The 23,200-nt window shown below is 63.7% G+C and carries 23 protein-coding genes; 8 read left to right on the top strand and 15 right to left on the bottom strand.

Features of this window, described 5'->3' with window-relative positions; all coding sequences use genetic code 11:
- Positions 1-7: 7 nt before the first annotated feature.
- Positions 8-892: an SDR family oxidoreductase gene (locus FOS14_RS16195; protein WP_143771837.1), complete on the top strand. Its 885-nt coding sequence runs from the start codon at positions 8-10 to the stop codon at positions 890-892.
- 3 nt (positions 893-895) lie between these two features.
- Here the strand turns inward: FOS14_RS16195 and FOS14_RS16190 are convergent, their stop codons facing one another.
- Complete coding sequence (locus tag FOS14_RS16190) at positions 896-1,276, bottom strand: VOC family protein (RefSeq protein WP_143771836.1); 381 nt, start codon at positions 1,274-1,276, stop codon at positions 896-898.
- A 94-nt stretch (positions 1,277-1,370) separates the two neighbouring features.
- Between FOS14_RS16190 and FOS14_RS16185 the strand changes: the two genes are divergently transcribed.
- From FOS14_RS16185 to FOS14_RS16175, 3 genes are all read left to right on the top strand, one after another.
- Positions 1,371-1,841, top strand: coding sequence for a nitroreductase/quinone reductase family protein (locus tag FOS14_RS16185; RefSeq protein ID WP_143771835.1), 471 nt, complete (start codon positions 1,371-1,373; stop codon positions 1,839-1,841).
- 68 nt (positions 1,842-1,909) lie between these two features.
- Positions 1,910-2,497, top strand: a complete 588-nt coding sequence (locus tag FOS14_RS16180) for a TetR/AcrR family transcriptional regulator (RefSeq protein ID WP_255450385.1) — start codon at positions 1,910-1,912, stop codon at positions 2,495-2,497.
- 16 nt (positions 2,498-2,513) lie between these two features.
- Complete coding sequence (locus tag FOS14_RS16175; protein ID WP_185981798.1) at positions 2,514-2,870, top strand: MmcQ/YjbR family DNA-binding protein; 357 nt, start codon at positions 2,514-2,516, stop codon at positions 2,868-2,870.
- On the opposite strand, the gene FOS14_RS16170 is transcribed toward FOS14_RS16175, so the two are convergent.
- Both FOS14_RS16170 and FOS14_RS16165 read right to left on the bottom strand, forming a co-directional pair.
- A complete protein-coding gene (locus FOS14_RS16170; protein ID WP_143771833.1) occupies positions 2,858-4,876 on the bottom strand; it encodes a fatty acid desaturase in 2,019 nt (672 codons plus the stop codon). The genes FOS14_RS16175 and FOS14_RS16170 overlap by 13 nt on opposite strands.
- Before the next feature lie 134 nt (positions 4,877-5,010).
- Positions 5,011-5,370 carry an Rv2640c family ArsR-like transcriptional regulator gene (locus FOS14_RS16165; RefSeq protein ID WP_143771832.1) on the bottom strand — a complete coding sequence of 120 codons (360 nt, stop codon included), beginning with the start codon at positions 5,368-5,370 and terminating at the stop codon, positions 5,011-5,013.
- Between the two features lie 99 nt (positions 5,371-5,469).
- Here FOS14_RS16165 and FOS14_RS16160 point away from each other — a divergent pair, with 99 nt between their 5' ends.
- Complete coding sequence (locus FOS14_RS16160; protein WP_143771831.1) at positions 5,470-5,883, top strand: ArsI/CadI family heavy metal resistance metalloenzyme; 414 nt, start codon at positions 5,470-5,472, stop codon at positions 5,881-5,883.
- Positions 5,884-5,892: 9 nt separating this feature from the next.
- Here the strand turns inward: FOS14_RS16160 and FOS14_RS24775 are convergent, their stop codons facing one another.
- The 3 genes from FOS14_RS24775 to FOS14_RS16150 all read right to left on the bottom strand — a co-directional run bounded on the left by FOS14_RS24775 (position 5,893) and on the right by FOS14_RS16150 (position 7,227).
- Positions 5,893-6,060 carry a hypothetical protein gene (locus FOS14_RS24775; RefSeq protein WP_185981797.1) on the bottom strand — a complete coding sequence of 56 codons (168 nt, stop codon included), beginning with the start codon at positions 6,058-6,060 and terminating at the stop codon, positions 5,893-5,895.
- 61 nt (positions 6,061-6,121) lie between these two features.
- Positions 6,122-7,030 (bottom strand): lysophospholipid acyltransferase family protein, encoded by a 909-nt coding sequence (locus FOS14_RS16155; protein WP_143771911.1) that lies wholly within the window; start codon positions 7,028-7,030, stop codon positions 6,122-6,124.
- 5 nt (positions 7,031-7,035) lie between these two features.
- The gene (locus FOS14_RS16150; RefSeq protein WP_143771830.1) at positions 7,036-7,227 is read right to left on the bottom strand and encodes a hypothetical protein; all 192 of its coding nucleotides are present in this window, start codon (positions 7,225-7,227) and stop codon (positions 7,036-7,038) included.
- 353 nt (positions 7,228-7,580) lie between these two features.
- Here FOS14_RS16150 and FOS14_RS25530 point away from each other — a divergent pair, with 353 nt between their 5' ends.
- Positions 7,581-8,306, top strand: coding sequence for a DUF6226 family protein (locus tag FOS14_RS25530; RefSeq protein WP_221936725.1), 726 nt, complete (start codon positions 7,581-7,583; stop codon positions 8,304-8,306).
- Positions 8,307-8,676: 370 nt separating this feature from the next.
- Here the strand turns inward: FOS14_RS25530 and FOS14_RS25525 are convergent, their stop codons facing one another.
- A complete protein-coding gene (locus tag FOS14_RS25525) occupies positions 8,677-9,057 on the bottom strand; it encodes a hypothetical protein (protein ID WP_370512243.1) in 381 nt (126 codons plus the stop codon).
- 300 nt (positions 9,058-9,357) lie between these two features.
- Here FOS14_RS25525 and FOS14_RS16140 point away from each other — a divergent pair, with 300 nt between their 5' ends.
- Positions 9,358-10,863 (top strand): MFS transporter, encoded by a 1,506-nt coding sequence (locus FOS14_RS16140; protein ID WP_143771829.1) that lies wholly within the window; start codon positions 9,358-9,360, stop codon positions 10,861-10,863.
- Between the two features lie 428 nt (positions 10,864-11,291).
- Positions 11,292-12,578 carry a CdaR family transcriptional regulator gene (locus FOS14_RS16135; protein ID WP_143771828.1) on the top strand — a complete coding sequence of 429 codons (1,287 nt, stop codon included), beginning with the start codon at positions 11,292-11,294 and terminating at the stop codon, positions 12,576-12,578.
- A gap of 590 nt (positions 12,579-13,168) precedes the next feature.
- Here the strand turns inward: FOS14_RS16135 and FOS14_RS16130 are convergent.
- The 8 genes from FOS14_RS16130 to FOS14_RS16095 all read right to left on the bottom strand — a co-directional run bounded on the left by FOS14_RS16130 (position 13,169) and on the right by FOS14_RS16095 (position 23,197).
- Entirely contained in the window at positions 13,169-14,557 is a 1,389-nt protein-coding gene (locus tag FOS14_RS16130; RefSeq protein ID WP_221936724.1) for a wax ester/triacylglycerol synthase family O-acyltransferase, read from the bottom strand.
- 100 nt (positions 14,558-14,657) lie between these two features.
- Positions 14,658-15,098 (bottom strand): WhiB family transcriptional regulator, encoded by a 441-nt coding sequence (locus FOS14_RS16125; protein ID WP_143771827.1) that lies wholly within the window; start codon positions 15,096-15,098, stop codon positions 14,658-14,660.
- 55 nt (positions 15,099-15,153) lie between these two features.
- Positions 15,154-15,954: a universal stress protein gene (locus tag FOS14_RS16120; RefSeq protein WP_143771826.1), complete on the bottom strand. Its 801-nt coding sequence runs from the start codon at positions 15,952-15,954 to the stop codon at positions 15,154-15,156.
- An 81-nt stretch (positions 15,955-16,035) separates the two neighbouring features.
- Positions 16,036-16,920, bottom strand: a complete 885-nt coding sequence (locus FOS14_RS16115) for an Abi-alpha family protein (protein WP_143771825.1) — start codon at positions 16,918-16,920, stop codon at positions 16,036-16,038.
- A gap of 20 nt (positions 16,921-16,940) precedes the next feature.
- Positions 16,941-18,299, bottom strand: a complete 1,359-nt coding sequence (locus FOS14_RS16110; protein ID WP_143771824.1) for a hypothetical protein — start codon at positions 18,297-18,299, stop codon at positions 16,941-16,943.
- 212 nt (positions 18,300-18,511) lie between these two features.
- The gene (locus FOS14_RS16105) at positions 18,512-20,053 is read right to left on the bottom strand and encodes an aldehyde dehydrogenase family protein (protein ID WP_143771823.1); all 1,542 of its coding nucleotides are present in this window, start codon (positions 20,051-20,053) and stop codon (positions 18,512-18,514) included.
- A complete protein-coding gene (locus FOS14_RS16100; RefSeq protein ID WP_143771822.1) occupies positions 20,022-21,704 on the bottom strand; it encodes an FAD-dependent oxidoreductase in 1,683 nt (560 codons plus the stop codon). The genes FOS14_RS16105 and FOS14_RS16100 overlap by 32 nt, the downstream gene beginning before the upstream one ends.
- A complete protein-coding gene (locus tag FOS14_RS16095) occupies positions 21,704-23,197 on the bottom strand; it encodes a long-chain fatty acid--CoA ligase (RefSeq protein WP_143771821.1) in 1,494 nt (497 codons plus the stop codon). The genes FOS14_RS16100 and FOS14_RS16095 overlap by 1 nt, the downstream gene beginning before the upstream one ends.
- Positions 23,198-23,200 lie beyond the last annotated feature (3 nt).

Genomic DNA, 23,200 nt, shown 5'->3' with positions numbered 1-23,200 from the left:
GCTCCAGATGGATCTGCAGGACAAGGTCGTCTTCATCACCGGCGGTTCCCGCGGGATCGGCGCCGAGGTCGCCCGACAGTGTGGGGCCAAGGGCGCCAAAGTGTTTCTGGCCGGGCTAGAGCCGGAGCTGATGCGCCAGGTATGCGACGAGATCGGCGCCGACTCAGCGGATTCGGTCGAACTCGACGTCGCCGATTTGCCGGCCGTCGAGCAGGCGGTGGCCGCTGCGGTGAAACGCTTCGGCCGCATCGACGTCGTGCTCGCCAATGCCGGGATCGCGCCCTACGGAACTGTTGCGACGGTTGGTCGGGAAACGTTCGACCGCGCGATGGCGGTCAACGTCACCGGGGTGTGGAACACGCTCTACGCGACACTGCCCTACGTCAGCGAGACCAAGGGCCACGTCATGACCGTCTGTTCGGTGGCGTCGTTCGTTCCGCTGGGCGGGCTGCACGCCTACACCGCGAGCAAGGCGGCGGCCGAATCGCTGACAGCCGCGTTCGCCATGGAGGTGGCCCATCGCGGGGTGACGGTCGGCTCGGTTCATCCGAGCTGGATCGACACCGACATGGTGCGCGACGCTAAGGCGGACCTGCCCAGCTTCGTCAAGATTCGAAAAATGCTTCCCTGGCCGCTGCATTCGACAACATCGGTACAGGAGTGTGCGGCCGCGATCGTCAAGGGGATGGAAAAGCGTTCGGCTCGGGTGTTCAGCCCGGGATCGGTGGAGATTGTGTACTGGTCACGCGCGGTTCTGCAGTCTCCGCGCGCGGTCGCGCTAATGCGGCGGATCAGCAAAGATCTGATTCCGCAGCTGGAGGATGAGATTCGGGGGCTGGGCCGGTCGTTGAGCAAGCGGGAGGCCGATCACATGCCCCACGAGTCGGCCTGATTCTCAGTCACCGTCGTTCGCGTTGTGGCACACCGCCTCGATGTTGTTGCCGTCGAGGTCGCGAACGAAGCCTCCGTAGTAATGGTCGTGGTATTCCGGCCACATCCGCGGCTCGTGCAGCGATTCTGCGCCAGCCGCTATCGCGGCCTCATAGAAGTCCCGAACCCGAGCGGCGTCCGCGGCTTGAAATGCCACGTGCACTTCGCGATTCGGCCCGATGCCCTCGAAGCTGCTCAGCCAGAAATCGGGCTTTCCGTTGGCGCCGTAGCCGACGGCGACACCAAAGTCCAGCTGTCTGCTGAAGCCGAGGGTGCCGAGCACCGTGTCATAAAACTTCTTCGCGGCCTCGAGGTCGGCGCAGTTGATTCCGAAGTGATCGATCATGGTCGTCACTATGGCACCGCCCACCGACAAAATGGTCGCAATGTCCGTATCAGTGCGTCGCCAGCAAGCCTCGCCCGGACTAACGTGTGACGCTATGGCACAGCGAAAGCCCGGTCAGGCCCAGACACTGCCGTTCCAGAAGGTCGCGAACGTCGTCACCCGAACCCTTATGCAGACACCCCTGATCTCGCGCGGGATCGGCGCCAAGCTCGTCACGCTGTACGTCGTCGGCCGCAAGTCCGGCAAGGTGCACAAGATTCCGGTCGCCTACACACAGCATGGTGAATCGTTGCTGGTTGGCTCGCCCTTCGCATGGGGCCGGAACCTGCGCACCGGCGAACCCATCGACATCCTGCTCAAAGGCAGGCGCCGTGCCGCCGACGTCCGAGTCATCAGCGACGAGGACGGCGTGGTCGAGCACTACGGAATCATCGCGCGGGACAACCGGAACTTCGCGAGCTTCAACAACATCGGATTCACACCCGACGGTGACCCGAACCCCGAGGACTTGCGCCAGGCGTGGGAGCAGGGCGCCCGCGTCTTCGTACTCACCCCGCGACCCTGACCTCAGCTCAGCAATCGCCGAACTACCTGCCGGTTATGATGGTGAGCATAATAGCCGGGAGGTGAGGAGTGGCTGGCCGCGTCAGCACCAGACAGAAGATGCTGTTCAGCGCCGTCGAACTGCTCCGTGAGCGCGGGGCGGCCGCGGTGACGATCGATGCCGTTCTGGCCCGCAGCGGGGCGCCGCGCGGATCGGTGTACCACCATTTTCCCGGCGGTCGCAGTGAGATGATGACCGACGCGCTGACGCTCGCCGGAGACGCGATTGGCTCCATCATCGAGCGTGCCGCGAGCGAGGGATCCACCGAGGCTCTGCGGCGCTTTCATGACTTCTGGTCAAAAACCCTGCACGACTCCGACTTCAACGCCGGCTGCCCCGTCCTTTCCGTCGCGGTCGGCGCCGCCCCCGACGATCTGCACCTGCAGCCGACCGTCACGGAAATCTTCGAGCGGTGGCATGACACATTGGTGAGCGCAATCGCCGCCGACGGGGTCGACCCGGCACGAGCAGGCCGGCTCGCCACCATGGCCATCGCCGCAATGGAAGGCGCGGTCGTCTTGAGTCGGGTTCGCAGATCCACCGAACCTCTCGATGACGTCATCGGCGAACTCGAGGCCCTGTTCGCGGATGCCACCACCGGCGCCTTGCCTGGGTGATCTCGAAGGAGCTTCGATGACCGGCGTCACCCTCGAAATCGCGCGGTCCCTCGCGTTGGCACTACCCGAAGCCACCGAGCAGGATCACCACGGGATGAGTTCCTTTCGGATCCGCGGCAAGATCTTTGCGACGGTTCCTGATCCAGGACACCTGCGAATCATGGTGGGAGAAGACGAAATACGGGCCTGCGTCGCCGAAGACCCCCATGCATTCAGCGAGCTGTACTGGGGCAAACGGTTGGCCTGCGTGACGGTGCAGCTGTCCGAGGTCGGGTCGAAACGGCTGTCCGAACTGCTGACCGAAGCGTGGTTACGCAAAGCTCCCGCGTCCGTGGCCCGGGAGTTCAGGCGTCGCGCTGGTTATGCGTCGTAGTCGACACTGACCTCATCGGTGGTGGGATGCGATTGACAAGTTAGGACGTAGCCGGCGTCGAGTTCGGTACGGCCCAAGGCGAAGTTCTGGTCCATCACCACCTCGCCGGTGAGCAGTTTGGCTTTGCAGGTGCCGCATGCCCCGCCCATGCATGCATACGGTGCGTCGCTGCGGACCTGTAGTGCCGCTTCCAGAATCGAGTCGCCGGGCTGCAGATCGACCGTTGCCTCGCTACCGGACAGCCTGAAGGTGACTGTCGACGCGATGTAGTCGCCGCGAGGCCTTTCGGTATCGCCAGCAAAGCCGGTGAACAATTCGAGGTGGATCCGCTCCGGCGCGACGTCGTGCTCGATCAGCATTTCCCGGGCCGTCGTGCTCATCCCGATCGGACCACACAGGAACCACTCGTCGACCTCCGTCGGTTTCAGAGCCGTCGTCAGCAGGGTGCCGAGCCGCTGCGCATCGATCCGCCCCCGCAACTCGGGGGTGTGCATCGGTTCCGACGAGAGCACGTGCAGGACCTGAAGCCGGTCGGCGTAGCGGGATTCCAGCCGGTCCAGGTCAATTCGGAACATCGTCGACTCTTTGGTGTGGTTTCCGTAGACGAGGGTGAAGCGGCTTTCGGTCTCGATTTCGAGCACCGTCTCCAGGATCGACAGCACCGGCGTGATCCCGCTGCCGGCGACCACACCGACATAGTGCTTCTGGTTCAACGGGTCCAGCGGCGTACCGAAATTGCCGGTCGGCGTCATCAACTCGAGGACGTCACCGGCCTTGAGCTCGTTGGCCACGAAACCCGAGAACGCACCACCGGCAATGTGTTTGACCGCGATACGAAGCTGCGCCCGAGTTGCGGGAGCGCAGATCGAGTAATTGCGACGCACGTTCTCACCGCCGAGGTCGGTGCGCACAGTGACATGCTGGCCTGGCGCGAAACGGAATTCGCCGCGTAGCTCTTCGGGAACCGCGAACGTCACCATCGTGCTGTCAGCAGTGATGGGATCGACTGCGGCAACGGGGATCCGGTGCAGCTGCGAATGTGTCGCGCTGGACCGGCCAGGCATACGGACCGGAACGATGCGACCGAGCCTGTTGTTGAGTTCCTTCCATTCCCGGAACTCCTCCGGATTCAGTTGCTGGCCAAACACAGTGGCGATCGCGGCGTCGCGTTCCAGATAGGCCTCTTCGTTGCGCTTCCACGTCTTCACATAGCGATAGAACGGCACCGACGGATGCAGATGGTGCACCAGGTGGTAGTTCTGCGACAGCATCAGCGGCGTGAACAGCCATTCCATGCCTACCCGGGTGCGGGTAGCGCGGTAGCGATCGGTCCGCTGGGTGGCTTCGAGCCCATGATGCGGCAACCAGTCGAACCACCACGCCAAGAAAACGATTCCGATCCGCTGCGGGATCAGGAACACCACTGCCAGTGTCCATAGATTGCCAGTGAGGATTGCGACGATCAGTCCAGCGATGCTGGCACTCAACAGCATTGCTGTCTCCGCCACCTCCGCGTTGGGTCGGCTGCGCAGCCGCCGCAGGTAATAGTCGCCGTAGAAGATTTCGGCAAGCGACCAGCGGAATGGCAATTGCCACGTCTTCCCATGGGAGGCAAAGGTATCCGGGTCGTTGGCATCATCATTCGCATAACGATGGTGCTCGATGTGGATGAAGCCGAACGCCGGCAACGCCAATACCGGCACCACGAAGACCCACGCCAACCGGCCAACCAGTCCGTTGACCCAGCGCGTCGAGCTGATGGAATAGTGCACCGCGTCGTGAACCACTGTGAACATCACGAAGGTCACCACCGCATTGACCACTGTCGGCACCCAGAACGGGACCAGACCGGCGATAAATCCCGTCGTCGCCGCCGCGAAAGCCATAACAGCGCCGAGAAATACTGCCAGGGTGGGCAGCGCCAGCTTCGGCACCGGCTCGCCGGGGTCCGGCAGCGGATGACGTTCGCTAGCCGGAGCGGTATCCACGGCATCAACAGTGGACATTCGATGCCTCCAGGTGATTGACGACGGTTAGTTCAGTGTCGTACCGATGGCACCGTGTACCGATGGAGTCTGCTCCAAAGACGAAAAGCTATTCCTTAGACGGTTACTACATGACTTTGCGGCGGATCCGTCGTTCAGCGGCAACAGTTCGGGTCGAGCACCGTGCACAGCGCGGCCAGAGCCTCGCGGCGTGCCCGGTGGTAGACGTTCATGCCCTGTCGATCGGACTCGACGAGCCCTGCCTCGCGCAGCTGGCCAAGGTGGTGGCTGACCGTGGACTGGGCCAGTCGGACAGCACCAGCAAGATCTCCCGTGGTTTCCGCGCCCCCGTTGCTCGTCAGCAGCAACGACATTAATTTGACCCGCACCGGATCAGCGAGCGCCTTGAGCCGCAATGCGACCTGCAGCGCGGCCGTGTCGTCAACCGGGCTGGCGGCGACCGGAGTGCAGCACAGGGGCGTCGACATATCGATCACGGGCAAGGACTTGGGCACGAGATCGATTCTTCCGTACTTATTGACATATGTCGAAATCGTGGGAACCTTGGCCTATCGGTATTTCGATATATGTCTCACAAGTTGGAGGGCGTCATCATGTCCCGTATCCAGTTGGCGCTGAACGTCGATGACCTCGACGCGTCGGTGCAGTTCTACGCAAAGCTGTTCGGCACCGAACCGGCCAAACGGCGCGAGGGCTATGCGAATTTCGCGATCGCCGACCCGCCGCTGAAGCTGGTGTTGTTCGAAAACCCGGGCAGAGGTGGGTCGATCAACCATCTCGGGATCGAGGTGGAAACGTCCGACGAGGTGCGCGCCGAGATCGACCGCCTCGGCGCGGAAAACCTGGTGACACAGGAACAGATGAACACCACCTGTTGCTTCGCCACCCAGGACAAGGCATGGGTGAGCGGACCCGACAACGAGCAATGGGAGGTCTACACCGTGCTGGCCGATTCGGACGTATTCGGCAGCAGGGACTCGTTGGCGGCGCCAACTGCGTGCTGTTGAGCGCGCGGCTCACGAACGATGCGCAAACCGCAAGTAGAACGCGCCGAACACCAGCACGATCCCGACGTTCACCATCAGCCGTTCCCAGAGATGGTGCCTGAAGAAAAGAATGTCGACGGCAACCACCAGGACGACCATCGCGAGCACATACGGGATAACCGCCGCCTGTCTTCCCATCCGTCATTCCTACTACTGACGCAGAGTCGACGGGCGGTGTTATGTGCGGCTCAGCGGTCCGTCAACCGAAAACGGGGAACTTGCGCCGCTTGGCCAGGCGGTCCATCCCGTCCTGAATTGCTGTTTGCACCTGGCGATAGACCGCATCGACGTACTCGGTATCGTCGGCTCGGGCGGGGTCGGTGTCGACGGTAATCGGATCGAGGATCTCGGTACGGATCTTCGCCGGCAACGGGATATGCGCGGGCAAGATCTCGACCGCAAGTGGGAGCGGGAAGCCCGCGATGATCGGCATCGTCGCGCCACGAAGACGTTTGCCCAGGCCGGTCCACCGCGCCAGGAAGCGCCCTTCCGACAACACGAAGACGGTGTCATGTCCACCAACGGTGGCGACCGGCACTATCGGCACGCCCGAGCGGATCGCTTGCCTGACAAAGCCCTTGCGCCCAGCCAGAATCGCGCGGTCCCGCGATCGCCAGTTCCGCATCGCGTCCTGCTCGCCGCCTGGCCACACGATGACGTCGTGGCCGGCGGCCAAAGCGGAGCCAACGGCCTTGCGGGAGGCGGGGATGACGCCCATCGCCTTGAAGTAGTCGCCGAGCCCGGGAGCAGCCATAAGTACGTCGTGCGCGGTGCCGTGCAGGATGCGCTCGCCTTCGAAACGTCGATGCCAGGCATGAACCAACGTCCAGGCGTCCATCGTCAGGGAACCACCTGAGTGGACGCCGACTAGCAGTGAGGGCTCATTGGGAAGTCGGTCCCAACCGTCGATCTCGAGCCGAAAGTAGTGGTCGCACAACCGATCGAAGACCGGCCGTTGAAACCGGCGCATGAATTCGGGATTGGGCCCGTCCGATTCCATGGCTGCCGTGACGCGGCGAGAAATGAAGCGCGAGACCACATCCTGGCTTCGGTCCGTTGCCGGCGGCGCCTGTCCGGTTCCGAGGACGGGATTTGCAGAGCCGTCCATATCGGTCACGCGTGCGCCGGGACGGCGTGCGGCTGGACAAGCTTGACCGGGGTCGCTGCCGTGTGGACGACTGCAGTGGCCTTGGCGCGCTGGCGGCGGTCCATCATCGCGCGAGTGCCGTGGAACACGGCGGGGATCAAAGCCGGGCTGAGCATGAACAGGATGAGGGGAAGCAGTACTGTCGCGAACTCGACCATGTCGGGACTCCATTTACACTCGATGACTGGATGTATCTAGCGTATACACTGGCCAGAAAGATGTAAATAGTTTGACACCTTTTATTTGGTTGTATTTTCTGACGTACGCGACGCGGGCGGGCAGATCAACTCCTTCGGATCGTGGGAGCACCACGCGGCCGGCGCCGACAACTCCAGATCCGCTGTGCTGTTCGACGACGACGTCGACGCTCAGGGAGGTCGGGCAGAACGGAGGTTTGAGAGGCATCATCGGAGCGTTTCGGCGTCCGCGGTAGCGCAGCCCGATCCGGTGTCAGGATGTCCAGACGGCCAACTCGCGATGCGGGGGCTCGGACCCGAGTTTATTCTCGGCTATGCCCGAATCGTCCTGGTGGTCGCGTTACAACGACGGTGTGCGACGCCTGCAAGAAGCTGGGTGGGCCGACGCGTCGGTGGCGCTATCAGACGATATCCTCGCGCTCCTTAACGACGTAGACGCCGAATGCGCTCGAACCGGTGCATCTCCGGCAGCGTGGCAGGACGTTCCTCTGGCCGCGCGCGGTCAGCACGGAGCGACGCACGACGGTGATTCTGTGCCGGTTGGAGAAGGCCCTGCTGTCGAGCGTGTGCTTGCATGGCTACGGGTGCTATTGGGACGTGGGTGGGCGCGTCCAAATGGCATTCCTCGCTGGGCACTTCCTCCCTTCCAGTCGGATGGGCAGAGCGTTGCACTTATTCCGGGCGCAGATGGAGCGGTTCCTTTAGTGCTGATGGTGCATCCACCGCTCACAACCCGGCGTCCTTACACTGTCTCGGTCGCTGCCGGTGAACCGGCGGTGCGGCTCGCAACCTTCCCCGAGAGTGCCGGTGCCGACCGCGATGACGAAACAGCCGAGATGCTATCGGAACTGGACCAATGGGTGCTCTCCGTAATTGACGGTTCACTACAGGTTGCACTTACCGCAGATAGCTATTCGGTTCGAACCTCCTTCGGCGGCGAGTCGATCACGCCCGTCCAGGGCCTAATCGAACAAGCGTCGTTCGTCGCTGCTCCGTGGCCGCCACGCTGGCGCGCCCGATCGCTTGTGACGAAGTCATGATCGCTGACTTCCCACAAGGTACCCACCCGCATAGACCGACCGTCCGCCAGCAGGCAGCAAAAAACCCAAGGTCAGAGACACTAATCCCCAGGCTGATGCGGTCATATGCCGCCGTTTTCAAGGCTGGACTCCGGAGGAATGATGGCCATCGACGTCCTGGTGGAGTTCGAGTTGGGGCTCAGAGCGCCACCATGGCACCAACGGTATCGCCGAGGACTCGGCAACTTTTGCTGACCACTGGGCGGTTTTCGGTCACATTACCGAGGTCAGGCGGGAATGGGCACTCATGCGCAGACTGCACGACGAGCGACCAGGTTGGCGCGCATACCGAGGCTAACTGTGGCGGCAACGCACGTGGCACGTCACCGGTTCAGTCAGAGCAAAATCGCGCATGCGCGCGTCGGAGTCGGGAAGTAACCCGAACGTGCAGTTCGGTGTTCCACACTGCCAGAGCTGGTTCGATGGAGTGTGCGGCAACGTAGTAGATGCCGTGAATGTGGCGGCGCGCGACGGGTTGATCTTCGTATATTGCGCGAGCCCATTCTTGGGTTCGTCCCCGAAGATAGTCACCGGTGGCCAGGGACGGTATGCGCCGATTCGCATCGCGCTTGGTTGACTGCAAAGGTCGAGCACGGCAACGGGCTCGACGGATTGAGGAGTGCAGGCGGTAATTCGGGCAGATCGTCGCGGTCGGGAAGGCGCCGAATGCCTCGCCGACCGCGGTCGTGAGGTTGCCGGCTACGTAGTGCACCGACCGCCCGTCCGGCGACTGTCGCGATTTACCCTCGGGCTGGGTGTATGCGGATCCAATCGATGCAGGGGTGCGTGCCGTCGATGGGTGACGGCGTCGCGGTTATGGGTGGAGCGACGATAGATCTGCACCATCCCCAGTGATGTCGTGGGCTGAGGCTGCGCCAATGCTAAGTCCAACTCCACGACCGAAACGACGCCCACATGCCCTGCGGGCACCTGCCGGTTCGCGCGTCACGGCGATTTCGACACAGCTTGTGCGATACGGCTCCGCGGAGTTTGCTGGCGGCAGAGGGGGAATATGAACGCTCACGACAGTCAAGCGCCCGGCACCACCGACGGCAGGGTTTCAGGACGCTCATCGGCCGGGCGGTGGCTCGTCGCCGCGGCCGTGCTCGGCTCGGGTATCGCGTTTCTCGACGGCACAGTGGTCAACGTCGCGCTGCCGTCGATCGGACGAGACTTCTCCGCCGGGTTGACCCGTCAACAATGGGTGCTCGACGGGTACCTGCTCACGCTCAGCGCGCTCCTGCTCGCCGGCGGCGCTGCCGGGGACCGCTACGGTCGCCGCCGACTGTTCACCGGCGGGTTGATCGTGTTCGCCCTGGCGTCGGTGGTGTGCGGGCTGGCCCCGACCTCGGGCTGGTTGATCGGGGCACGACTGGTCCAAGGCATCGGCGCGGCCGCCCTGGTGCCGGGCAGTCTCGCACTCATCGATGCTGGCATCACCGGCGTCGACCGCGGCCGCGTGGTCGGCATCTGGGCGGGCATGTCCGGGGTGACCTCGGCAGCAGGCCCGCTCATCGGTGGCTGGCTCGTCGACGTCGCGTCGTGGCGGTGGGTGTTTTTCCTCAACGTCCCACTGGCGATCGGCGGACTCGCCATCACCGGCCGCCACGTAACCGAATCCCGCGGCGCACCCGCGGCGGGGCGCCCGGATGTTTTCGGCGCGTTGACGATCACGCTCGGCCTGGGCGGAATCACCTACGCCCTGATCGAGATTCCCACCGGCGGCGCGACTCCACTGACGTTGGCCGCGTTCTTCGTCGGCGCCACCGCTCTGGTGAGCTTCCCCCTGATCGAACGGCGGGTCACCGCACCGCTGCTGCCGCTGGGTATCTTCGGGTCCCGCCAATTCAGCGGAGCGAACCTGACCACCCTGGCCGTCTACGCGGCCCTCGGCGGCGCGCTGTTCCTGCTGGCCCTGCAATTGCAGCAGAGCATGGGCTACTCGGCGCTGGTCGCCGGGTTGGCGACCGTGCCGATAACCGTCATCATGTTGCTGGGCTCCCCGTATGCCGGGGCCGCCTCCGCACGCACCGGGTCGCGAGCACCGATGACGCTGGGCCCGCTGATCGCCGCGGCCGGACTGGGTCTGCTGGCCCGCGCGGTGCCCGGTGCGCACTACCCCAGCGCCATGCTTCCCGCCCTGGTGGTGTTCGGCATCGGACTGGCCATCACCGTCGCGCCACTGACCACCGCCGTGCTCGCCGCGGTCAGCGACGACGACGCCGGCGCCGCGTCGGGAATCAACAATGCGATCGCCCGTGCCGCCGGCCTGCTCGCCGTCGCGATCCTGCCCGTTGCCGCCGGCATCCACCCTGGGCCCGGACAAAGCCTCGGCGACGGATTCCCGCGCGCCATGATCATCGCTGCCGCGCTGTGCGCTGCCGGCGGGGTCGTCGCGTTCTTCACCGTGCGCACCGCCACACCAGTCACCGCCCACCCCTTGCCCGGCGTCAACCACGCCTGCCAACACCCCTGCACCCGCAACACTCCGACCCAAGCGTCGCCAACTCATGAATGACGTACGTACTCAGTCGCTTTGGTGCCCGGTGACGAATCTGGGCAGAACCACACCGATCGTGTGCATTGTCTGGCTGGCTGCAAGATCAACCGGCCGATCTGGGTCGAATCTTCCGATATCCCGCCAACTGGCTCGGCCGCTGCTCTACGACGGCCCCCTACGCGGGGCTGGGTGAATCAGGCCAGCCGACCGAACTAGCTTGCAATTGAACTAGATCGGCAGCCATGACGCTCACGCATGTCGCGCCTGTGTGCGGCGACGTGGAGCGAGTGGCCCTAGGCGCCGAAGCGGGTTTTATTGATCATCCACACTTTTGTCAGCTCGCACAGAAAACCGTGTCAATTCAGTGCGGCGAGACATCGGGAAAGCCGGTAGAGCCGCCGATCATCGGTACATCCCGTTTGACACTTCGCACCATGTGAGTTGATGTGACCGGACAAAGCGATGTTCCCGAGGTCGCGCGCAGACTGTTCGCTCGCCGCGGCCCCTTCATCGAGGAACTCTTCACCGAGATCCGCAGCGAGATCAAAGCGTTGGACTACGACGAACCGACTGTGCTGCTCTTGCAGGCCACGGTCGCTGAGAATGTGGTGGCCGCCGCCAAGTTCCTCGAGCGCAACACTCCAATCGCAGACCTTGAGGCCCCTAAGCCTGCAGTCGTGCATGCTCGCGCGCTGGCCCAACGCGACATCCCGCTCTCGGCGTTGGTACGTGCGTACCGCATCGGACATGCGCGATTTCTCGACACCGCGATGCGATACGCCCTGGAATTGGGTCGAGCGGACAGTGCAGAAACGCTAATCGGCCTCGTCGGCCGGTGTGGCGATTACATCGACAAGGTGGCCGAGCAGGTCGGCTTGGCCTACGAACGAGAACGCGACAGGTGGATGAGCAACCGCGGTGGATTCCGGCAGAAGTGGATCGCATTGATCTTGGACGGCTCCGTCACCGACGTTCGTGAAGCGGAGGACGCCCTGCGGTACCGCCTCGACGGTCTTCATGTTGCTGTCGAAGTATGGCCGGAGGCCGATGTTCCCACGCGTGAGGCAATGAGTGTGTTCGACGAGGTGGCACTGGTCCTCGGCCGCTACCTCCATTCGATCGATCACCCGCTGATGGTGCCGACCGGTGAACGGCAGGCTCGAATCTGGTTCCGGATGCCGGCACCGGCCGATATCGACGGGAACGAAGTCGCCGCCGCTCTCACGAACAAATCGGTGCGCGCACATGTGGCACTCGGCGGACCCGAGCACGGCATCGAAGGATTCCGGCGCACGCAGATTCAAGCAGCTCGCGTGCAGACCCTCGCCGCCCAATCCGGCGCACGACTACCGCGAGCAACCACCTACTCCGACGTCACAGCGCTGGCGCTCATGGCGCACGATCTCGAAGCTTTACGCCGCTTCGTCGACAAAGTACTGGGGAGCCTAGCCGTCGACGACAGTCGACATCAATGGCTGCGCGAGACGCTGCTGGTGTTTCTCGCGAACAATCGCAGTTATTCGGCAAGCGCGCAGCAGCTGCACCTGCACCGCAACACGATTCAGTACCGCATCCAACAGGCACTCGAAGGCTGCAATATTGATATCGACGATGGCGCCGCAGTGCTCGATCTGCAGATCGCGCTCAATGCGGCCCACCTGCTACAGAGTTCAGTGCTGCGCAAACCAGCCGAACTAGCCGCCATGGTTACCTACTCAAGACGCCGAGCCTGACGGCGCCCGAGTACAGACCCAGTTGAATGCGTTTTACCTCGGTTTCACGATTTCGCGTGGTGTCCAATCAACGCAGGTCGAGGGCAGTGTTTCGATCCTTGCCGGGATGGTTTTGCCCACGGGGTGCCACAGAACATGTCGCGACGGGTCAGGGTCGTCAGCGAGTTCGACGATACTTCGACCACTGTTTCGTCGCCATCTGGGGCTCGACGCGCGACACCCATGCCGCTGGGCAGGGAGATGTGTCCGTGGCAACCGAGGGCCCGATCTCCTTGAGCGGCAGCAGCATTCGTTTCATGACGCGATCGCGCAACCCGCAGGTTGTGCAATCGACGATGTCCGGTCACCCCGCGGGCTTTCCGCCGGTTGGATTATGGAAGGCGGTCAGGTTCTGCCCAACGCAGGCTCACCGTCTTCATTCGAGTCCGGCGTAGCCTTTGGCGACCGGCCAATGCCGCCGACAAGCCGACCAGAGTGATCAGCGCTTGCAAACGACCAGCTCCCGTCGTCTCTGCACGCAGCGCCATTATGGTTCTCAACGGTTGGCCGACGGTTCGGCAAACGCACAGGCCCGCGTCCCCGCTGCCGACTCAGCTGTATGCGGCTTCCAACTCCCGCAATGCGGTCTCGAGGTGAGTGAGTATGCGCTGCAGATGGGGGACGCTGCGGCGGCAACCGATGACGCCGAAGTCGAGTTTGTCGTCGTTGTTGGTCAGGGTGATGTTGAGTGCCTGTCCCTCCGTGACGACCGAAACCGGGTACATGCCGGTGAGTTTCGCTCCGTTCCAGTACATCGTCTGGCGGGGACCGGGAACGTTGGACACGATGACGTTGAACGAGCGAGGGCTGATTGCTGCCACACCGGGTAGCGATGCCGCCAGCATCGGTGAGACCGACGCCAAAGTCCACGCCAGTCCGGAGTAGGTTCCGACGGACCGGTAGAGGTTTTTTCCACTTCCTGTCGAGGCACTGATGACGTCCAGGCGTTCCTTGGGATCGGCCAGGTGGGTTCCCAGTCGGCACAGAATGACTCCCACCGCGTTGCCGCCGGCATCTGCCTTGTCGGGCGTGCGGGTGGAGATCGGCACGAAGGCGTTGAGGGATTCCTCGGGCAGCCCGTCGTGTTCGAGGAGGTAGGTGCGCAGTGCACCAGAGCACATCGCGAGGACGACATCGTTGACGGAGACACCGGCCGCTTGCCGGATCGCGTTGATGCGCTTGAGGTCCCAGGACTGCGCGGCGAAGCGTCGCGCACCACCGATGGGCACGTTGAACATGGTCTTCGGGGCCGAACCGGGTAAGACGAGATCGTCATCGACAAGGGCCATCCGCCCGATCCGGACCACATCGGCTATGTCGGCGAGACCGGCGGCAACCTTGGCGCCGCTGTCGAGCAGGGTGCGCAGTGGCGACGTCGGCGCCGCCTGTGCGGATTGGTCTTTTCGGCCTTTCTGTGCCGCAGTGTCACGTCGGCTCCACAGCGGCGGACAGTCGCGTGCGGCGGGGTCGACCGACAGGTGTCGTTCGATGTGTCGTAGTGCGCTGACACCATCCATCAGGGCATGGTGGATCTTCAGGTAGATAGCGAACCGGCCGTCGGCCAGGCCTTCGATGACGTGCACCTCCCACAGCGGGCGGTGTCGATCCAAAAGCGTTCCGTGCCAGCGTGAGACGGCAGATAGTAGTTCACGGATGCGGCCCGGTGTCGGCATCGCGACCCGGCGAACGTGGTAGTCGACATCGATCTCCTCATCCTGCGCCCACGCCCAGGTGCTCACGTTGCCGATCGGCGAGACGGGGCGCTTGAGGTAGGTCGGGTGGTAGTTCACATCATTGATCATCTGCTCGTAGATCTCGCGTACATATTCCGGACCAGCATCTGCGGGCGGCTCGAAGAGCATGAGTGCCCCCACGTGCATCGGGTGTTCGCGGGATTCGGCGAGCAAGAACGCCGCATCGAGCGGTTGCATCAGTTCCATGTCGAGGCCTTCCGGTGGTAGATGTGCGCCGCAGTGAACGGGGCACGAGCGACGGGCACAGCGTCGGGTAGGGCTGTGCTGGGTTGGCGGCGGTGAAATGTCAACCGCTGTCGGGTGGTTCATGGTGGCAAGCGCTTTCCCGGCTGGGCTTTTGCTGGTTGTCACGCGGGTGTCGTACTGATGCATGCAGTTCCAGCAGCGCGCGCTCGCGGGCGCTGAGACCGCCCCATATCCCGTGTGGCTCCTTGGCCTGTACCGCGTATCTGCGGCAGGTGTGCAGCACGGGGCACCCCGCGCAGATGGCTTTCGCTTCGCGTTCACTGCGAGTGCGCTCGGGCCCGCGGGCGGGCGGGAAGAAGATCGCTGGATCGACCGTGCGGCAGCGCGCGCGTAGTTGCCAATCCCATTCGTCGGTAGCCGGTGCCGGTAAGGCGGGAAGGCCGCAGCGGTACCTGGCAACGAATTTTTCGATCGTTGTCGTGCTGTGGTTGGAGTCCGCGAGAAGTTTGATGGACCATCGGGGGTTTGTTTGATCAGCCATCGATGCGTCTCCTGGTCGATATGTTGTTGGCACCGCCGAAACGGCCACTCCGCGCCTACCGCGAGATGCGGGCAGTGTTGACGAGCAGCAGGTTCGAGGTGGCTCGGTGGGTGATGGAGTTCGCCGTCGATCCGAGCATCCGCGCGAATCCGCTCATGCCGCGGTTGCCTATGACGAGCAGATCGGTGCCCGCGGCCGCGTCGGGGATGGCGGTGGCGGGGTCGCCGGTGACCACTTCGTGGGTGAGGGAGGTGTCGGCGAGGTCCGGCTCCAAGGCTTCTGCGACATTGGCCAATACTTGCTTTCCCTCGACGGCGTTGGAGTTGGCGGTCACGAGAATGACCTGGGCTCCAAATGCTTTCGCAAGTCCTAGACCCTGTCTGGCGGCCGTGATGGAGGTTGCTGATCCGTCGGTGGCCAGCGCGACGGACTCGAGCCAGTGCAGTCGGTTGTGAACGAACAGGACATCGCTCGGGCTGCGATGCGACAACTGATTCGATGTGCTGCTGGTCAGGCGCCCGGTTGCGGTTCCGAGCCCTCGACCGCCGACGAGCAGCAGGCTCCGTGGCGACTGGTCGGTGATGTCGATGAGGACATCGGCAGGGTCGCCTTTGGCCTCGATGCGGTGGATCCGTGCCAGCGCGAACTGGCTCAGGTCGACCTCAGCGGCCTTCGTTGTCATAGACGCCCACGATTGTTCGCGGGCGCCGGGTATTTCCAGGCCGGACTTCCATGCGGTGACGAGCACAACAGGCAGGGCCAAACGGGCAGCGACCGCTCCCCCGACCGTGGTCGCGTGGCGCGCGGGTGCGGCACCGTCGGTGCCGATAATGACGTGCGAATATTCGACGTGCATGTGCACTCCTCGGAAATAGATGTCAGCCGGGTAGCTGTCGGAGCAGAGGACACCGTCTGCTGGTGGAAGGACAGGCGATCATCACGACTTCTGCCGGCGGCTGGGCGGCCCCTTGCCGATGGTCTTGTCGCCACGCTCGTTGGAGTCCCACCCACCCGCGTGGTAGTTCGTGGTGTCGAAGCACACGTCGGTGAATTGCCGGCCGAATTCCGACAAATAGATGCTGCGATAAATTGTGATCGATTTCTTGACCTTTTCGATGGCCTCGACCGCCACCGGTTGCACTTCGATGAGTGCATATCTGCGAAAGTCGTCGACGGGTTCTGGAGAGAAGCGAACCAGTCCGAGCCGGGTCAAATTTGCGAAATAGTTCCGGTCCTGATCGCGCCACCGGCAACCGGCCATTTCGGCAACCATGTTGATATCAGAGGCCAACAGCTCCGACCCGATCTGGAACAGCGATTTCGTGCGCACATCGATCATGGGTTGCGGCCCAGCGACGGCGAGGAAGCGGACGATGCGAGCCTCATCGGGCGTGAGCTCGTCGAGGATCAGCGCGAATGCCGGGTGATTTTTGCGATATTCACTGCCGGATTTGTGTGAGACACCGATCAAGCCGTTGCCCCGGCGGCGCAGTGTCACCAGATCCGATGCGGCGTTGCCGCGACCACTGTCGGCTCCTAACACCGGACTGGCGACCCGGCGCACGGTTCGCACGCTGTCGGTCACCAACCCGGGCACGGGGTTGAGGTCGTTGGCATGCTTGATCACCGTGCTGGTGGCTTCGAGCGGATCTGCACCGACGGTGGTCATCGCCGAATACAGCATCGAGGTTGCGTTTTTCGCGAGTTCGGCTGCAGCGCTGACGCTGCCGGCGGCGGCTTCACGAGCAGGTTGAGCGGCCCGGTCGGCCGCGGAGACGCCGTGGCCCCCGGTTTGGGCGCCGTTTGTGAATTTCTCGGTCATCGTTTCGGCCTTCCGCGTGTTCAGGTTCCGAAGATGAGGATGTGTATCGCGCCGACGATGATGCCGAGCAGACCGCCGTGCACGTACAGTAGCCACGCGTCCTGTTCGATTGCCGCGTACAGCATTTCGCCGAACTCATCAGGCGGAAGCGCCCGGAACTTCTCGGTGGCGAACTTGTCGATCCGCTTGGCCTTCTTCTTGTTGAACTTCTTGTCCTGAAACACTTTCGGGGCAAAGGTGACGACCGTGGTGCCGGCGCGCTGTTCGAGGGCCTCCCGGTCGATGACACCAACCGATCTGCCGACCATCGAAATCACCGGCCCGAGAATCCGGTCGACCTCCTCCGATACCGCCTCCTGGATGAAGGCGAGCGTCTTGTCGCCGCTGGCGCCTTCGAGAAGTTCGCGGGAGAAATTGCCGACCGTGAGCACCTCGATCGACAACATGGCGGCGAGTTGGGCCGCGGCCTCGTGTTGCCGTCGCGGAAACAGGCCCTGGCGCCACAAATACCGGTACCGCGGTTTCGGCTCGCCGGGTTCGAAGACGACTTTGATGGCGATGATGTTGACGACAACACCGATAACTGCTGCGCCGAGCAGCACGGTCGCCCAACCTGGGATCGCGCCCAAAACTGGAGGGTTGGCCGCATGCACCCAGTTGAGATACAGCGCAAGGGGGATGCCGAACACAAATCCGAGCGCACCAATGCGCACCATGAACCGCAGTTCCGGCACTGCCATTCCCTTGATGATGTCGCGCAGCACCTCCGGGTTCTTGCGCAGGTGGTTCACGGTCATCAACTTGACGTCGAGCAGTTCGTCGATGTTCTCGCCGATCTTCGCGAACGCGCGTCGCGAGATCTGCGGCAATTCGGCATCGACAGTCTTGAGAACGGTTTCCTTGACCGATCTCGGCAACGACTGCCACAACTGGGGATGTTCGGCCTCGATGACCTCGGTGGTCAGTTGTCGGATCTGTGGCCGGGCGGCGTCAGCGAGTCTCTCGGCAAGCTGATCGGGATTGAGTTCCTTGTAGAAATCGCCGATCCCGCCGATGCGGGCGATGGATTTGTCGACGATCAGACTGGCCATCTTCTCCGCGCGGCACGGAATGAACCCTTGGAAGCCCAGGATCCCTTCGGGCGCGAACACCGGGAGAATCTGCACCTTACGCGGCAAATAGGGAAATAGGGACTTCAGCCCGGGTACATAGAAGCCGGTGAACCGTACCGGCGCGAAAAGCATGATCACGCCGGTCCAGTTGGTGATCAAACCGGCAATTGCACTGAAAACTGGCACACTGACGATATCGACGACAAATTTCGACTGCCCCGTGAGCTCTTCCCAATCCAGAAAAGGCCCCGCTGAAAGAACGCTCATCCCTGCTCCAAAGTTTTGTGGAGAGAAATTGATAATTGCGGAACGTCCCCACCGCACACAGTCTGGTCTGGGCGTTCACCATTGATTGTTCGTATGGGTGCAACGCATCCCATCAAAAACTAATGTCTGGGCCACTTATTCAGGGGCTGCGGATACGTCGGCGGGGCGGCCGCGCTCGGATTTGGCGATCGTGGGTCGGGTTCATGGTGGGCTCATTTGTTCGGCAATCCGCGGTTCAGCAATGCCAATGCGCGGGTGAACAGCCGCGTGCGGCGGGCGTTGTAGGGGTGCATGTGCATGTCGCGGTGGGGGTGGAACCGGGAGATCAGCAGTGATTGCTGGCGGCAGTACTTGCGGATTCCGCCGGCGCCGTGGCGGTAGCCCACACCGGAGCCTGGTTTGCCCCCACCCATGGGCAGTTCGAGTGCGGTGTAGTTGACCAGGGCGTCGTTGACGGTGACCGCGCCGGCGGTGATCCGCCGGGCGAGGGCTTCACCGCGGGAAATGTTGCGGGTGAATACGGATGCGCACAGGCCGTATTCGGAGTCGTTGGCCAGTGCGATCGCTTCTTCGGCGTCGGCGACCTTCATGATCGGCAGCGTGGGGCCGAAGGTTTCTTCCCGCATGCAGGCCATGTCGTGGTCGACGTCGACAAGAATCGTCGGTTCGAACCAGTGGCCGTGATCGCGGCCGCGGTGGCCGCCGGTGAGCACCCTTGCTCCGCGATTGCGGGCGTCGGCGACATGTCGCTCGACGGTGTCGACCTGGGGAGGGAAGGTGAGCGAACCGACGTCGACGCTTCCGGGGCCATTGGGCACGCCCTGTCTGATGGCGCGGGTTTTGGCGGTGACCCGCGCGAGGAAGTCGTCATACACCGGTGCTTCGACGTAGCAGCGTTCGATGGAAATGCAGGTCTGTCCAGCGTTGAACATCGAGTAGTAGACGGCGTGGTTGGCGGCGCGTTCGAGGTCTGCGTCGGCGAGCACGATCATCGGGTCTTTGCCGCCGAGTTCCAGCGAGGCCGGGATCAGCCGCTCTGCGGCGCGGACACCGACTTTTCGGCCGGTGGCGGTGGAACCGGTGAACATCACCATGTCGACTTCGTCGAGGACAGCCGCCCCGGTTGGCCCGCGTCCGGTGGCGACGGCGAACACGCCGTCGGGCAGGCCGCACTCGGCCAGGCCTTCGGCCATCAACATCGAGGTTAACGGCGTGTATTCGGACGGTTTGAGGATGACGCTGTTTCCGGCCGCGAGCGCTGGAATGCAGTCGCCGAAGGAATTGGTCAGCGGATAGTTCCATGGCCCGATCACCCCGACCAGCCCGATCGGACGGTAGCGCAGGATCAGTCGCTTGCCCTTCACGAACACCGACGACGATCGGATCTTTTCGTCCGCCAAATATTTTCGGGCGTTTTTTGCCCAGAACCCGAAGGCCTGCGCACCGTAGGCAAGTTCGGCGATCTGGGCATCTTCGTAGGCCTTGCCGGTCTCGCTGCTGATGGTGGTGATCACGCGGTCGGCGTTGTCCATCAGCCAGCGCTGCATCCGACGCAGCACGCGAGCTCGACCGTCGTAGCCGAGAGCTTCCCATCCCGGTTGCGCTGCCCGGGCCCGCTGGGCAAGGTCGGCGACCTGGGCAGCGTCCATGTCCGGCACGTGGCCGATGATCTCACCGGTCGCCGGATTTTCGACGGCGATCATCTCTGGGGAGACTTGGCGCTCACTTGGTGCTGCGGGCACGGCGGTTGCCATTGCGAACCTTCCTTTGCTTGTTCGAGGCTGCGGAGTCCCCGTCAGCCGCGGCTGCGCCCAGCTTCGGCGGGACGTGCGTCAGGGCCCGTTCGGCCATGGCGGTGATGGTTAGGCCCGGGTTGACACCGATGTTGGCCGGCACGGCCGATCCGTCGCACACCAGCAGGTTCTGGTAGCCGAACACCCGATGGGCGTCGTCGACGACGCCTTTGGTCTCGTCGGCTCCGATCGCGACGCCGCCGAGGATGTGCGCGGTGGTCGGGATGGACAGCAGCGCTTCGGTGAACACGGCCTGTGAGGTGCCACCGAGATTGGCTTGCAACCATTCCGCCGCACGGTAGGCCGCGGGGATCTTGTCCGGGTTCGGGTTGTTCGGGTCCTGCTCGGTGGTCAGCACGACGCTGCCATTGGGTAGCCGATGCTTGACCTTCAGCCGCATGGCTCCGTCGAGGCTTTGCATGACCAGCAGGATCACGGTTCGCCGTGACCAGTTGCGGATCCGGGCCGCTGAGGCGGCGCGGGCTGGGTGGCGAAGCATGTTGAGCGCCAGGTGCATCGGCTGGGTGCCGCGTCCTCCGGCCTCGGTCAGCAGCCAGAACAACAGCGACTGGGAGTCGGCGCCGCCGCCGTAGGTGACCGGTTCGATGTGGGTGTCGGGGTCGGGGTAGACACTGGCGGTGATGGCGATTCCCCTGCTGAAGTCGGGTCCGCCGGCAGGACCGGTCACGGCCAGGATCGATTCGCTGTTGGTGCGCACCAGCTCCCCGAGCCGGTCAGAGACCCGTGGCAGCGAACCGGCCAGCTTGCAGCGAAACAGCAACCGGTTGGTACCCAGCGCCCCGGCCGCGACGACGACCCCGCGCGCGGTCAGTCGCTGCCGCCCCGTGCGCGCCCAAGCGCCGGAACGGATATGGGTGACCGCGTATCCTTCGGAACCGTCACCACCGCTCAGCGGCCGCACGTCTTCGACGGTGCGTTCGGCGATAATGTCGACACCGCGTTGTTCGGCGAAATACAGGTAGTTCTTCACCAGCGTGTTCTTCGCGCCGTAGCGGCAGCCGACCATGCACGAACCACACCGCACGCAGCCGGTGCGCTGCGGACCGGCACCGCCGAAGTATGGATCGGGCACCGCCACACCCGGCTCGCCGAGAAACACACCGACCCGCGTGCGCGCATAGGTGTCACCGAAGCCGTGCTCGGTGGCGTACTCGCGCAGCAACTCCCCCGCCGGGGAATCCTCGTCGTACTCGGTGACCCCGAGCATGTGCTCGGCGGTGTCGTAGTGCGCGTCGAGTTCTGTTTCCCAGTCCGCGAGATCGGCCCACTGTGGGTCGCGGTAGAACGCCGGACGTGCGCGATAGAGCGTGTTGGCATAACCGAGCGACCCTCCACCGACGCCGCAGCCCGAGGCGACGAAGACGTCACGGAACATCGTCAGCCCGAGTACCCCTTTGAGGCCGAGCTTGGGCATCCAGTAGTAGCGGCCGAGCTGCCAGGTGGTTTTCGCGAAATCGTCGTCGGCGAAGCGACGGCCGCGTTCGAGCACCGCCACCCGGTAGCCCTTTTCGGCCAACCGCAACGCCGCGACGCTGCCACCGAACCCGGACCCGACCACGATCCAGTCGTAGTCGTAGCTGTGTTCGTTCATCACGCTGTGCCTTCCTGCACTGTCGCGGTCGGGACCGCGATTTCGCGTTTGAGGATCTTGCCGGTCGGACCTTTGGGGAGCTCGTCGACGAACCAGATCCGCCGCGGATACTTGTAGGCCGCCACCCGGTCCTTCACGTAACTGCGGATCTCCTCGGCATCGGCCTCAGCGCCCGGCATCAGCGTGATCGCGGCGCCAACTTCTTCACCGAGCAACTCGTCGGGAACTGCGATGACGGCGGCTTCACGCACGGCCGGGTGTTCGTAGAGCACTTCTTCGATCTCGCGTGGGTAAACGTTGTACCCACCGCGGATGATCATGTCCTTGGAGCGATCGACGATGAAGTAATAGCCATCGGCGTCTGTGCGGGCCAGATCACCGGTGCGGAACCAGCCGTCGGAGTCGAGGACCGCGGCGGTCGCCTCGGGCCGGTTCCAGTAGCCCTTCATCACGTTGTGGCCGCGGACGGCGATTTCCCCGACACCGTCGTCTCGAATGTTGACCAATGTCATCTCGACCCCGGCGATAGGAGTCCCGATGGAGCCGGGCTTGCGGACCCGGTCGGGATGGTTGAACGAAGCCACCGGCGACGTTTCGCTCAGGCCGTAGCCTTCGAGCACCTTGCAGTCGAAGGCTTGCTCGAACCCGCGCATCACCTCGACCGGCATGGCAGCACCGCCGGAGATGCACAACCGCAGCGACGACGTGTCCGGGCGGGCGGCACTGTGCAGCATCGCCGTGAACATCGTCGGAACGCCTTCGAAAACGCTGACCTTGTCGCGTTCGATGATCGCCAACGCCTTCGCCGGATCGAACCGGGGAATCAGGCTCAAGCAGGCCCCTGCGGCGATTGCGGCGTTAAGCCCGGCGGTCTGGCCGAAGGCGTGAAACAGCGGCAGCGCTCCGAGGATGACGTCGTCGCTGCTCAGTCCCAGCATCTCGACCACGGCCGCGACGTTGTGGCGCAGATTGGCGTGGGTCAACTGGGCACCCTTGGGTGTTCCGGTGGTGCCCGAGGTGTAGAGAATCACCGCGGTGTCGTCATCGGCGCGAGCCACCGGCTCCCCTTGAGGTGCTACCGCGCCGATCAACTCCTCGAACCTGCCGGGAGTGACCACGATGCATTCCGCGCCGGCCGCTGCCGCACCGGCCTGGGCGGCCGCGGCGAAATCGTGCCAGGCGATGACGATCTTGGCTTGCGGGTCCGACAGGTAGAACGCTGTTTCCCGCTCCTTGAGCAGCACGTTCATCGGCACCACCACCCCGCCCGCGCGCAGCACGCCGTAGTAGGCGACCGCGAAGTGTGGCACGTTGGGCACCATGATGCCGACCCGGTCGCCGGGGGCGAGACCACGCGCGATGAGCAGGGCAGCCAGTCGGGCGCTGGCATCGTCGAGCGCGCCGTAGGGCACTTCCATCTCGTCCAGACGCAGCGCCGCATTCTCGGGGTGCTGTCGGGCGGTAGTGGTCAGGTTGAGGGCAAGGCTGGTCACAGC

This window comes from Skermania sp. ID1734, from assembly GCF_007489285.1.
Classification (GTDB): domain Bacteria; phylum Actinomycetota; class Actinomycetes; order Mycobacteriales; family Mycobacteriaceae; genus ID1734.
This window is presented reverse-complemented; position numbering and strand designations above follow the sequence as displayed.